At 32.2% G+C, this 13,910-nt stretch carries 11 protein-coding genes; all 11 read left to right on the top strand.

Annotation, left to right across the window (positions count from 1 at the left end; genetic code table 11):
* Window positions 1-204: 204 nt before the first annotated feature.
* The 11 genes from ISP02_RS09470 (at window position 205) to ISP02_RS09420 (ending at window position 13,868) form a co-directional block, all read left to right on the top strand.
* Window positions 205-798 (top strand): anthranilate synthase component II, encoded by a 594-nt coding sequence (locus ISP02_RS09470; protein ID WP_195721321.1) that lies wholly within the window; start codon window positions 205-207, stop codon window positions 796-798.
* On the top strand, window positions 782-1,921 hold the full coding sequence (locus ISP02_RS09465) for a chorismate-binding protein (RefSeq protein WP_195721320.1): 1,140 nt from the start codon (window positions 782-784) through the stop codon (window positions 1,919-1,921). The genes ISP02_RS09470 and ISP02_RS09465 overlap by 17 nt, the downstream gene beginning before the upstream one ends.
* On the top strand, window positions 1,921-2,529 hold the full coding sequence (locus ISP02_RS09460) for an aminotransferase class IV (protein ID WP_195721319.1): 609 nt from the start codon (window positions 1,921-1,923) through the stop codon (window positions 2,527-2,529). The genes ISP02_RS09465 and ISP02_RS09460 overlap by 1 nt, the downstream gene beginning before the upstream one ends.
* A gap of 93 nt (window positions 2,530-2,622) precedes the next feature.
* Window positions 2,623-2,826 carry a hypothetical protein gene (locus ISP02_RS09455; protein WP_195721318.1) on the top strand — a complete coding sequence of 68 codons (204 nt, stop codon included), beginning with the start codon at window positions 2,623-2,625 and terminating at the stop codon, window positions 2,824-2,826.
* A 22-nt stretch (window positions 2,827-2,848) separates the two neighbouring features.
* Window positions 2,849-3,556 (top strand): 5-oxoprolinase subunit B family protein, encoded by a 708-nt coding sequence (locus ISP02_RS09450; RefSeq protein WP_195721317.1) that lies wholly within the window; start codon window positions 2,849-2,851, stop codon window positions 3,554-3,556.
* On the top strand, window positions 3,544-4,548 hold the full coding sequence (locus ISP02_RS09445; protein WP_195721316.1) for a 5-oxoprolinase subunit C family protein: 1,005 nt from the start codon (window positions 3,544-3,546) through the stop codon (window positions 4,546-4,548). Before ISP02_RS09450 ends, ISP02_RS09445 begins: the two co-directional genes overlap by 13 nt.
* Before the next feature lie 779 nt (window positions 4,549-5,327).
* Complete coding sequence (gene ltaS / locus ISP02_RS09440) at window positions 5,328-7,268, top strand: polyglycerol-phosphate lipoteichoic acid synthase LtaS (RefSeq protein WP_195721315.1); 1,941 nt, start codon at window positions 5,328-5,330, stop codon at window positions 7,266-7,268.
* 233 nt (window positions 7,269-7,501) lie between these two features.
* Window positions 7,502-9,385, top strand: coding sequence for an ABC-F family ATP-binding cassette domain-containing protein (locus tag ISP02_RS09435; RefSeq protein WP_195721314.1), 1,884 nt, complete (start codon window positions 7,502-7,504; stop codon window positions 9,383-9,385).
* A 13-nt stretch (window positions 9,386-9,398) separates the two neighbouring features.
* On the top strand, window positions 9,399-11,177 hold the full coding sequence (recQ, locus tag ISP02_RS09430) for a DNA helicase RecQ (protein WP_195721313.1): 1,779 nt from the start codon (window positions 9,399-9,401) through the stop codon (window positions 11,175-11,177).
* Window positions 11,178-11,394: 217 nt separating this feature from the next.
* Window positions 11,395-12,354, top strand: a complete 960-nt coding sequence (locus ISP02_RS09425; RefSeq protein ID WP_195721312.1) for an ABC transporter ATP-binding protein — start codon at window positions 11,395-11,397, stop codon at window positions 12,352-12,354.
* A complete protein-coding gene (locus tag ISP02_RS09420; RefSeq protein ID WP_195721311.1) occupies window positions 12,354-13,868 on the top strand; it encodes an ABC transporter permease/substrate-binding protein in 1,515 nt (504 codons plus the stop codon). Before ISP02_RS09425 ends, ISP02_RS09420 begins: the two co-directional genes overlap by 1 nt.
* The last annotated feature ends 42 nt before the right edge of the window (window positions 13,869-13,910 follow it).

Genomic DNA, 13,910 nt, shown 5'->3' with positions numbered 1-13,910 from the left:
TTGTAAGACATAAAAGACGTCTATCCCTATAAAAAAGATAGACGTCTTAATGTCTAGTTTTTTATAGAGGGTGTCAGCTAGAAACCTCTGTTTATTCATTTACATGATGAATAGAATAATATATTTAAGCTGTAAAATCAAGTTGATATTTGGCATAATAACACTAATCAACTCATAATAGTGAGGCATGAAAGAGGTAGTAATATGATTATCGTCATCGACAATAAAGATTCATTCACATATAATCTCGTGGATTATGTTGAAAATATTTCTAAACTTCCAGTTAAAGTCATTGACGTGGAGGAAGTTGTCATAACTGAATTACAATTATTAAAACCAGAAGCAATTATTATCTCACCCGGCCCTGGTCAACCAAGTGACTATCCAATATTAGGTCGCCTAATAGAGCATTTTGAAGAGACCACACCTATCTTAGGTGTATGTTTAGGTTTTCAATTAATTGTTGATTATTATGGAGGCATTATCTTTAAAAGTGGTAAACCAGTACATGGTCATGTAACAACATTAACGCATACTAATAGTGGTATTTTCGAAGGTTTAAACCAAAACTTTAAAGTAATGCGTTATCATTCTTTAATTGCTCAACGGTATACGCTACCATCTAAGTTAAATATTACAGCTTATAATGACGAAGAGATCATTATGGCAGTTGAACATAGGGAACTGCCAATTTATGGTGTGCAATATCACCCAGAGTCAATTTTGAGTCAATATGGTCATAAACAATTACAATTATTTTTAATGAAAGCAGGTGAACACTGTGCATATCCAATTTAATTATCGTTATATGAATAATGAAGATGATTATGAAACCTACAATATTATATGCACAGATTTTATCGCTCAAAATCTTGCGTGGCGTATAGATGAAGTGGGCCAAGTCGTAGCATATGCGGAAAAAAAGCAAAGACAAGGTAAGTATGTGGTGTTATATTTACCATATGAAGCGGCTAAATATTACAATAATGATATGGCTGTCGTTAATATAAATGAACCTTATATATATGCAGCTGCTTATGTGTTTGATTCGGTAACGCCATCAAATACATATGGGGCGTCTATGAATAGTAAATATCATAACTTTCAATTTACCGAATCTAATGAAATAATGAGGGCGAATATTGAAAGTATTCAACAGGAAATAATTAACGGCAATACCTACCAAGTAAATTATACAACAAGGTTAATAGAAAATATTCGTCGTCCTATTTTTGAATTGTATCAACAATTGCAACTATCTAATAATGGCCATTATGCAGCATTAATAGATACTGATGAATTAAAAATTGCTTCAGCTTCACCGGAACTATTTTTCCAGCAAGGACCTTTTAAAAATAATAGCAATATCATTTTAAGCAAACCAATGAAAGGCACAATATCTCGTGGTGCTACTGAAGAAGAAGATAAATTGCAATACGCTACTTTAGAGCATTCAGAAAAAGATAAGGCTGAGAATGTAATGATTGTAGACCTACTAAGAAATGATATTGCGCGTATTACGAAAACGAATAGTGTGAAAGTATATAAGCTATTTAACATAGAAAAGTATGCTACTGTATTTCAGATGACATCTATGGTTACAGGAGAGCTAGCTAAGGGAACGACGTTGAATGAAATTTTGTCATCATTATTTCCATGTGGTTCAATCACAGGTGCGCCAAAAATAAATACAATGAAATTTATTAAATCATTAGAAAAAGTGCCGCGACATATATATTGTGGCACTATTGGATTGTTAATGCCTAATGGCAAATCCATATTTAATGTGCCGATACGTACGATTCAATATATAGACGGTAAAGCTGTATATGGCGTAGGAGCAGGTATTACAATTGACTCTGAAGTCGATAAAGAGATACAAGAATTTAAAGACAAAGCAAAAATATTGGAGCGTTTATAATGAAGTTATTTGAAACGATGAGACTCGAAAACAACGAAATTAAAAGATTACAGTTACATAAAGAAAGGATTAATCATTCTTGTCATGCATTAGGTATTGATTTTGATGAACGGCAATGGAATGATGCCATTACACATATTTTAGAAAATTACCCTAATCAACTTAAAAGACTTAAGCTGATGTTCGATAAGGAAGGTAATTTAACATTTGAAGTTGCAGAACTACCAGATAAACAATATTTTACTGCACGATTGGTGAAATTAGATAATGCAGTCAATGATAAATACCTCATTCATAAAACGACACAGCGCAATCATCTACAACACGATCACTCTACAGACTTAATCTTATTATATGATGACAAAGGGAAAGTATTAGAATTTGATATTGGTAATATAATGGTAGAGGAAGATAATCAATGTTATACACCTGAATATGAACAAGATTTTTTACGTGGCACAATGAGAAGAGCTTTGCTAGAAGAAGGTTCACTTGAAATTAAAAATTATGACGTGGCTACATTTGTACGAAAACTAAAAAATAATGAAATTAAAGTTTTTCTATTAAATAGTTTACGTGAGGTTGCCGATGTAGAAATTTATCTATAGAATGTATAAAGTAAAAAGAAAAAGTGTATCAATATACAGATTAATTATAAATATAATAACTAAAGCTAACTAACAACCTGAACGGAGAAAATAATGATAATTTTATGGCTGTTATTAATTATTGGAGTAACGTTAATTGCTAAGTGGATTATTAATCACAATCGAAATAATAATACTGCAATATTAAACTTTGGCGTGCTTATGGCTCTTTGTTTAATTCAATTTGTACTAATATACTTTTTGATTGGTGAAATGATTCAACTTTTAGTCAAAGGATTAAACGTTTTTTATCATTAAGAAATTATGATGAGGTGCAAGTATGAAAATTTATAGTCAAGGGGATCAAGCTATAGTAGTTTCTATAGAGAAAAAGGTATCAAAAGATTTAACAGAAGATTTACTTGCGTTAAAGGCATATCTTTTAGAACGTAATTATTCTTTTATAAAGGAAATCGTGCCAACTGAGTCGGACATGATGATCTGTTACGACGCTCGAAGTATGATTAAACATCACCATATTCAATCACCTTTTCAATATATGAAAGATTTAGTTTATTCTATTAGATTAGAAATTGTTCACGATGATACACCTGAAGGAATTACTTATATTCCAGTAATATATGGTGCTAAATATGGCCCGGATTTACAGCAATTATTGAAATATTATGATATTGATTTAGAAACTTTTATTGAACGACATACAAATTGCACATATTTCGTATCAACGATGGGATATTCGCCAGGATTTCCATATTTAACGGGCATGGATGAACGTTTATTTGTAAATCATACTGGCAAAAAGAAATCCTTTATTCCAGCGGGTGCTGTTATTATTGAAGGCAAAAAAACTGGCATAAATACGACGGATACATATGGAGATTGGCTCGTTATCGGCTATACGCCGATGCAATTGTTTAATCCTCAAAAAGATGATTTTACTAAGCTTACATTGGGAGATAACGTGAGATTTACACCTTGTAAGAAAAATGAGATAGATTTAGGGGGCTTCAAACCATGTCAATCATAATAGAGGACGAAGGATTATTCTCAAGTTTCCAAGACTTTGGCAGGCAAGGTTATGAAGATCGTGGCATAATTCCCGGTGGTGCATTAGATACATTGTCTCACGAGATTGCCAATCGCCTTGTGGCAAATGACAAACATGAAGCGACGCTTGAAATGACTAATAAAATGGCACGTATACGTTTTACAGAACCTACCCTCATTGCACTAAGTGGAGGGACGTTTAAAGCGTCAACAGATGATTTAACAGTATTGCCAAACAAACTATATTTAATGTTAAAAGGTGATGTATTACGGTTTGTTGAAACACAACGAACTTCAAGAGTTTATTTAGCAGTTGGTGGTGGATTTGAATTAGACGAATGGTTGGGTTCAACTTCAACAGACTTCAAAGCTAAAATTGGCGGATTTCATGGTCGAAGCCTAAAAAAAGGTGACGAGATAAATATGAAACGTAATTACTCTAAGCGACATCAAAAGTTGTTTGAGAATTTAGAACAAACTAGACAAACGAATTGGGGCATAGACGGCTATGCATTGTCATTTAACTATATGTCTGATGTCTTTCATGTGATTAAAAATAAAGGTACTGAAGATTTCGATCAGGAAACATTAGGTCGTTTTACTTTAAGTGAATATAAGGTCACGAGTAAAGCCAACAGAGTAGGCATGATCGTAGAAGGCCAATCTGTCAAGGCATACTATGAAGATATGCCACTTCATCAGTCAGTTAAACGTGGCACAATTCAAGTTAAAAGAGACGGTACGCCTATTATATTGTTAAATGATCATTATACTTTAGGGAGTTATCCGCAATTAGGTACGATAGCTACATATCACCTAACAAAATTAGGACAAAAACATCAAGGAGAAAAGCTAAAATTCCAATTTATTGATGTTGCAACAGCAGAAGAGAATTTAATTAAGTTTAACAACTGGTTGAATCAATTGTTTCATGGCATAGAATATAGAATGCAAATTGAAATGCAACGATAAAATTCAATTATTATAAATGCTTGTTATGTAAAAGTAGATGAAGGCTTTATTGAAGAACTTCATCTGTTTTTATATTATAAAGTATTGTGCTTTTTGGAATTGCTATCAATATTTTAGATAAATTCACACAACAGTTATGTTAATTGTTAATAATAATTGCTACGGTTAGATAACAGATAAGAAACTAGCGTTACACCTAAATTCTAAAAGGCAGTCCATAAATTTTTTGTAACAGTAGAGTATTGATATAATGATTATTAGCGTTAATATGTGTTTGTCTAAGACTATGGCCTGATTATTTAAAAACAAAACTTAAGTATAATTCACCAATGAATTTAAATTTGAATACGTCATAAACGGTAAAAGGTAATATAAATTTTATGTTTAAGTCACCCTAACACTTGATATTTGTTTACTATTACTATATATTTATAAATTGAATTATGTGCGTTTTTTACAATATGGTTACAAAATGCAATAAATGTTAATGTATTTTTACAACAATTGACATTAATCTAAGAAAACCATTAATGAAAGTTAAAAATTTATTATTTTAAATCAAATTATGAGTTTAAATTGAACTCGATAACTACCTTTATTAGGTAGTATTGAGCGTACTATTAAACGCATCGAATGTAACTCAAGCCAACAGTAATACATAACTTTTTCAATAAGTTATCATTTAGTCTAATTATTCATTGAAGCAATATTTATTTGTATTATAAGGATAGGAAGTATAAACTCCGTCCTTTAAATTGATAATATCGGGGGAAACGATCATGAGTTTACACAAAAAGAAATTAACGCTATTTGCGTTTTTTATTCTAACGGTGTTAACTGTTACTTTAAAAACGTATTTTTCTTATTATGTTGATTTTTCTTTAGGTGTTAAAGGATTAGTCCAAAATTTAATTCTTTTAATGAATCCATATAGTTTAATAGCACTTATACTAAGTTTGTTCTTATTCTTTAAAGGTAAAAAAGCTTTTTGGTTTATCTTTATTGGTGGATTTTTACTTAGTTTCTTACTTTACGCAAATGTTGTATATTTCAGATTCTTCTCTGATTTTTTAACATTTAGTACGTTAAATCAAGTAGGAAACGTTGATTCTATGGGTGGCGCAGTTACTGCATCATTCAAATGGTATGACTTTGTATACTTTATTGATACGATTATTTACCTGTTCGTATTAATATTTAAACAAAAATGGATAGATAAACGTGTATTTAGTAAAAAGTTTGTTCCGGTAGTAATGGCAGCGTCGGTAGCATTATTTTTCTTAAATTTAGCATTTGCTGAATCTGATCGTCCTCAATTATTATCACGTACATTTGACCATAAATACTTAGTAAAATATTTAGGGCCTTATAACTTTACAGTTTATGACGGAGTTAAAACAATTCAAAACAGCCAACAAAAAGCATTGGCAAACGAAGATGATTTAACTAAAGTCTTGAACTATACTAAACAGAAGCGTACGACACCAAACAAAGAGTACTATGGTGCAGCTAAGAAGAAAAACATTATTAAAATTCACTTAGAAAGTTTCCAAACGTTCTTAATTAATAAGAGAGTGAATGGACAAGAGGTAACACCATTCTTAAATAAATTATCTTCTGGGAAACAAGATTTCAGATATTATCCAAACTTCTTCCATCAAACTGGACAAGGTAAGACATCTGACTCAGAGTTTATGATGGATAATAGTTTATACGGCTTACCACAAGGATCAGCCTATTCTCTTAAAGGTAATAATACGTTCCAATCATTACCAGCTATTTTAGACCAACAACAAGGTTATACATCTAGCGTAATGCACGGTGACTATAAAACGTTCTGGAACCGTGACCAAATTTATAGACACTTTGGTATTGATAAGTTCTATGACGCAACATACTATGATATGTCACAAAAGAATATTCAAAACTTAGGTCTTAAAGACAAAGAATTCTTTAAAGAATCGGTAAACTATCTATCAAAAGAAAAACAACCGTTCTATAATCATATGATTACTTTAACGAACCACTATCCATTCACATTATCACCACAAGATGCTTCAATTGAAAAGCCAAACACAGGTGATTCAACTGTTGATGGATACGTTCAAACGGCAAATTATTTGGACCAATCGTTAGAAGAATTTGTTGGCGAACTTAAGAAAAAAGGTCTATATAAAGATTCTGTTATTATGATTTATGGTGACCACTATGGTATTTCAGAAAATCATAACAAAGCTATGGAAAAACTATTAGGCGAAAAAATCGATTCAGCCAAATTTACAGACTTAAACCGTACTGGATTCTGGTTGAAAATACCTGGTAAAAAAGGAACAATCGATAAAACTTATGCCGGTCAACAAGACGTTATGCCTACAGTATTACACTTATTAGGTATTGATTCTAAAAACTACTTGATGATGGGTACAGACTTATTATCTAAAGATCACAATGATACAGTACCATTCAGAAATGGTGACTTTGTGACTAAAGATTACAAATATGTAAATGGTAGAATCTACTCAAACAAAGATAACAAACCAATGACTACTAAACCGAAAGACTTTGAAAAACGCAAACAACAAACAGATAAAGACTTAGAAATGAGTGACAATGTCTTAAACGGTGATTTATTCAGATTCTACAAGAACCCAGATTTCAAAAAAGTAAACCCAGCAAAATATGAATATAAAGCAGGTCCTAAAGGACAAGAGAAAAAATAATAAAGTTTTTAACCAAGACGACATTAGTTGTCTTGGTTTTTTTATAACTGAAAAATGATAGGGTTTTCATTTAATGACGAATAATTATCAACATAAAGATAGTTACTTAACTGGAAAATCTAATATATATCACCGCGAGAGTATCATTTAGCTATTAAAAGGTGTATAATATATAGAACTGAAAATTAATTAAATAGAGATAATCAGAATATTCGATGTTAAAAGGATGTTGCATGTTGGAAGCATATAAAATTGAACATTTACATAAATCTTATGCCGACAAAATAATTTTTGATGACTTACACTTATCAATCTCTAGTGGCGAAAAGATTGGATTAGTTGGTATTAATGGTACAGGAAAAAGTACTTTATTAAAGGTAATGGCTGGGATAGACGAAGATTTTGAAGCGGATATCAATCATCCTAACGATTATCGCATTCGTTATTCATCTCAGAAACAGTCATTTGATGAAGATGTGTCTGTTTTTGAAGCCGTATTAAACTCCGACACTACAACATTAAAAGTAATACAACGCTATGAACTAGCAGTTAAACAATATAGCGAAACGCAAAGCGATACAGATTTTCAACGTATGATGCAAGCGCAAGAAGCTATGGATGCAAATGACGCTTGGGACTACAATGCTGAAATTAAAACGATTTTATCAAAATTGGGTATTGTAGATACGACAAAAAAAGTAAATGAGTTATCTGGTGGCCAACAAAAGCGCGTAGGTTTAGCTAAAACATTAATAGAACAACCTGATTTATTATTACTAGATGAACCGACGAACCATTTAGACTTTGAATCAATTAATTGGCTAATCAATTATGTAAAACAATATCCACATACTGTATTGTTTGTAACCCATGATAGATACTTTTTAAATGAAGTCTCAACACGAATTATTGAATTAGACCGTGGTCGTCTCACGTCGTATCCAGGTAATTATGAAAGTTATATTGCGATGAGGGCTGAGAATGAACTGATAGAACAAAAGCAACAACAAAAGCAAAAGGCTTTATATAAGCAAGAATTAGCTTGGATGCGTGCCGGCGCGAAGGCAAGATCGACGAAACAACAAGCGCGCATTAATCGTTTTAATGATTTAGAACAAGACGTAAAAGAGCAACATCAACAAGATAAAGGGTCTCTGAACTTAGCTTATTCTAGGTTAGGTAAACAGGTGTTTGAACTTGAACATTTAACTAAACAAATTAATAAACATACTTTATTTGCTGATGTGACAGAGATTATTCAAAATGGGCAACGAATTGGTATTGTAGGTGCCAATGGCGTAGGTAAAACAACATTGCTGAACATTTTAAATAATGAAGACCAACAATATGAGGGTACATTGAAGATAGGACAAACAGTCAAAGTAGCTTACTTTAAACAGACAGATGAAAGATTAGATAGAGATATAAGAATGATTGATTATTTAAGAGAAGAAAGTGAAATGGCACGTGAACAAGATGGGACAACGGTGTCAGTTACACAGCTATTAGAGCGCTTCTTATTTCCAAGTGCTACACATGGTAAAAAATTATTTAAACTTTCTGGTGGCGAGCAGAAACGTTTATATTTATTAAAATTACTTGTACATCAACCTAATGTATTATTATTAGATGAACCGACAAATGATTTAGATACTGAAACATTAACAATTTTAGAGGATTACATTAGCTCTTTTGGGGGTACAGTAATCACTGTTAGTCATGATCGTTACTTTTTAAATAAAGTTGCACAAGAATATTGGTATATTCATGACGGTGAGATAGAACGTATAATTGGTAGTTTTGAAGATTATGAAGCACATAAAAAAGCACAAGATAAATCGAGTGCTAGCAATAAAGTGCAACATAAACAAAAGTCATCACAACCGACGAAACGTAAAAAAGGTTTATCTTATAAAGAACAAAAAGAATTCGACACGATTATCGATAGAATAGATCAAACTGAAGAACGGTTAAATAATATTGAACAAGAAATGATAGATGCCAGTTCTGATTATGGTAGAATCAAAGAATTAAACGAGGAACAACAACAACTTCAGCAGCTATATGATGAAGATATTACTAGATGGGCAGAGCTTGAAGAATTAAAAGAACAATGAGGGATTTTATAACATGGAAGCAACTTTATCACATTATTTTGGTTACGACACCTTCCGTCCTGGCCAAAAAGAAATCATAAGTAAAATTATATCTCATCGTAATGTGTTAGGTGTATTACCTACAGGTGGGGGAAAATCAATTTGTTATCAAGTACCAGGTTTAATGCTGGGCGGGACGACGATTGTTATCAGTCCGTTAATTTCATTAATGAAAGACCAAGTAGACCAATTAAAAGCGTCAGGCATTAGCGCCGCCTTTTTAAATAGTAGTTTGACTCAAAAACAACAACAAGCAATTGAACGACAATTGTTAAATGGAGAAATACAATTTTTATATGTAGCACCAGAACGTTTTGATAATGATTACTTTATCAGTTTGTTACAACAGCTCTCGATTCGTCTAGTTGCTTTTGATGAAGCACATTGTATTTCTAAGTGGGGGCATGACTTTAGACCAAGTTATCAAGATGTTATTCATAAAGTCTTCGCTTTGCCACAAGATTTTGCAATCGTGGCATTAACCGCAACGGCAACGACAGAAGTTCAAAAAGATATTATGTCACGCTTGAATATTAATAAGTCTGATGAAGTAAAAACAAGTACTAAGCGACGAAATTTAGTATTTAAAGTAAACCCAACATATCAACGACAAAAGTTTGTGATTGATTATGTAAGTCATCATAAACAAGAAGCGGGTATTATTTATTGTTCGACGCGTAAACAAGTAGAAGAGTTACATGAAGCACTTGAAGATAATAATGTTAGTAGCACTATATATCATGCTGGTTTAACAAATAAAGATAGAGAACTTGCTCAAAATGATTTTGTTTATGATCGCGTAAGAGTGGTAGTGGCGACAAATGCGTTTGGAATGGGGATAGATAAATCAAATGTACGTTTTGTTATTCATTATAATATGCCCGGAGATATGGAGTCATATTACCAAGAAGCTGGACGTGCAGGGCGTGATGGCTTGAAGAGCGATTGTATTTTACTATTTAGCGAACGTGATATTGGATTACATCAATACTTTATTTCGTCATCAAAAGGTGACGATGATTATAAAGATAAGATGGGCGAAAAGTTAACTAAAATGATTCAATACACTAAGACTAAAAAGTGTTTAGAAGCAACACTAGTTCACTATTTTGAACCTAATGAAAAGCTAGAAGAGTGTCAACAATGTAGTAATTGTGTACGTGAGAATAAAACATATGATATGACACATGAAGCGAAGATGATTATTAGCTGTATTGCACGTATGAAACAACAAGAAAGTTATAGTGTCATAATCCAAGTATTACGTGGAGAAATAACTGATTATATTCGATATTGTGAATATGATAAACTATCGACGCATGGCATCATGAAAGATTATACGACATCAGATTTAAGCCATCTAATAGATGAATTACGTTTCAAAGGGTATTTAAATGAAAATGATGAGATATTGACTTGCGACAGTAATGTAAAATCACTATTAAATGCCCAAAATGTTGTGTTTACTACACCATTTAAGCGTAAATCTAAAGAAAAAGTAAGTATTAATACAGTTGAAGGTGTAGATAAAGCATTATTTGATGAATTGAAAGAGGTACGTCAAAAATTAAGTGAACAATTGGATATTGCGCCAGTAAGTGTATTTTCTGATTATACGTTAGAAGAATTTGCTAAACGAAAACCAGAATCCAAGCAAGATATGATTTCTATAGATGGTGTGGGTAGCTATAAGTTAAAACACTACTGTCCTAAGTTTTTAGAAACAATTCAGTCATACAAAGCACAAATATAATATGAAATTAACTTACTTTTGAAAACTAAATAACAATTAATGAAACGTTTGCGTAGTTAGACAAGAATTGTTTAGCTATGCAAACGTTTTTTATAAAAAGAAATATAGAAAAGTAAATTTTTATATTTAACACTTTTTTATACGGGTATATGTAGAACGATATAAATATATATTGTATGGAATTGTACTTTAGGAAATAAAAATTGAAGGTGACGATATGATTAAATTTAACAACGTGTCAAAACGTTATGGGGATAAGTTAGCTGTAGAAGATATAAGTTTTAACATAGAGCAAGGGGAATTTTTTGTTTTAATTGGTCCATCAGGATGTGGGAAGACGACGACCTTAAAAATGATTAATCGCTTGATTGCCCTAACGGGTGGTTATATATATTTTAACGACAAGCCAATTAGTGATTATCCGGTCTACGAAATGCGTTGGGATATAGGGTATGTACTGCAACAAATTGCGTTGTTTCCGCATATGACAATAAAAGAAAATATAGCACAAGTGCCCCAAATGAAAAAGTGGAAACAAAAAGACATCGATAGCCGTGTAGATGAATTATTGAATATGGTTAATATGGAACCCGAACAGTTTAAAAATCGTAAACCAGATGAATTGTCAGGGGGACAACGCCAAAGAATAGGGGTTATTCGTGCTTTAGCGGCTGACCCGCCGGTGATTTTAATGGATGAACCATTTAGTGCACTGGATCCAATTAGTAGGGAGAAGTTACAAGACGACTTAATAGAATTACAGCAAAAAATTAAAAAAACTATTGTATTCGTTACACATGACATTGAAGAAGCAATGAAATTAGGGGATAGAATTTGTTTAATGAATGAAGGGAAAGTTGAACAAATAGATACGCCAGAAGGATTTATGACCAATCAACAAAGTGACTTTGTAAAACAATTTATGGGTAGCCATTTAGAACGCGATACACGCAATATTAAATTACGTGATGTTATTAACCATGATGATGGACAAGTGGATGATCTGAATTATGAATATCCAAAACTTGATAGTGAAGCTACCATTAAAGATGCGTATTCATATCTTGCGCAACATTCTGCAGTCATTGTCACTGATGAACAAGATAACAAACAACATATTTTAAAACGAGAAGATATGTTTAATTATTTAGCAGAAGCTAAAGGAGGGAGCAACTAATGCATGAGTTCATTCAAACGCTCTCTGACCGTAAAGGGCAACTTGTAACGACAATATTTGAACATATACAACTGTCATTTATTGCCTTACTGATTGCTGCTTTAATAGGTGTGCCACTTGGGATATTATTAACAAAAACAAAAAAATTATCAGAAATTGTCATGAATATCGCTGCTGTGTTACAGACTATACCATCCTTAGCATTATTAGGATTGATGATTCCATTATTTGGTATAGGTAAAATACCAGCAGTCATTGCGCTTGTCGTATATGCATTATTACCAATATTACGTAATACATATACTGGTATTGATGAGGTGGAGCCTTCTTTAGTAGAAGCAGCAAAAGGTATAGGGATGAAACCAGGTCGCAGACTAGCTAAAGTTGAACTACCTATAGCTATGCCTGTTATTATGGCTGGTATTAGAACGGCAATGGTACTTATCATTGGTACGGCGACATTGGCAGCATTAATAGGTGCCGGTGGTCTTGGTGACCTTATTTTACTAGGTATTGACCGTAACAATTCATCACTCATATTAATTGGTGCCATTCCGGCAGCATTACTTGCTATACTATTTGATTTAGTATTGCGTTTTATGCAAAGATTATCATACAAAAAACTAATTATTTCTTTAGTTTCTATAGCGGTAATCTTACTACTTGTCATTATTGGCCCTATGTTAGCCAATAAAGGTGATAAAGTAACTATAGCGGGTAAATTAGGTTCTGAACCATCAGTTATCACAAATATGTATAAGATTCTTATAGAAGAAAATACGAATGACACTGTCGATGTGAAAGATGGAATGGGCAAAACGTCATTCCTATTCAACGCTTTAAAATCAGATGATATAGATGGTTATTTAGAGTTTACTGGTACCGTATTAGGTGAATTAACAAAAGAGAAATTAACATCTAAAGAAGAACCAAAAGTATATAATCAAGCTAAAACAAGCTTAGAACATAAATATAATATGACGATGTTAAAACCAATGAAATATAATAATACTTATACATTGGCTGTGAAGGAAGACTTCGCGAAGAAAAATAATATTAAAACAATTGATGATTTAAACAAAGTTAAAGATAAAATTAAACCTGGTTTTACTTTAGAATTTAATGACCGTGGAGATGGTTATCCAGCGGTTAAAAAAGCTTATGGCTTAGATCTAGGTAAGGTTAGAACGATGGAACCTAAATTGAGATATCAAGCCGTCGAAAAAGGGGACATTAATCTGATTGATGCATACTCTACAGATGCTGAATTAAAACAGTATCATATGGTTGCATTAAAAGATAATAAACACGTTTTCCCACCTTATCAGGGCGCGCCAATGTTTAAACAGTCATACTTGAAAGAGCATCCTGAAATAAAGGCACCATTGAATAAATTAGCAGGTAAAATTTCTGATGAAGATATGCAAGAAATGAATTATCAAGTAACTGTTAAAAATAAAGATCCATATACCGTAGCCAAAAATTATTTGAAAAAGCATCATTTAATTAAATAACTAGAGATGAGTTGAGCGATCGCAATATGATTGTTCAACTCA

The sequence above is a fragment of the Staphylococcus durrellii genome (genome assembly GCF_015594545.1).
In the GTDB taxonomy this organism is placed as follows: Bacteria; Bacillota; Bacilli; order Staphylococcales; family Staphylococcaceae; genus Staphylococcus; species Staphylococcus durrellii.
The sequence above is the reverse complement of the archived record's forward strand: the minus strand, read 5'-3'. Positions and strand labels throughout refer to the sequence as shown.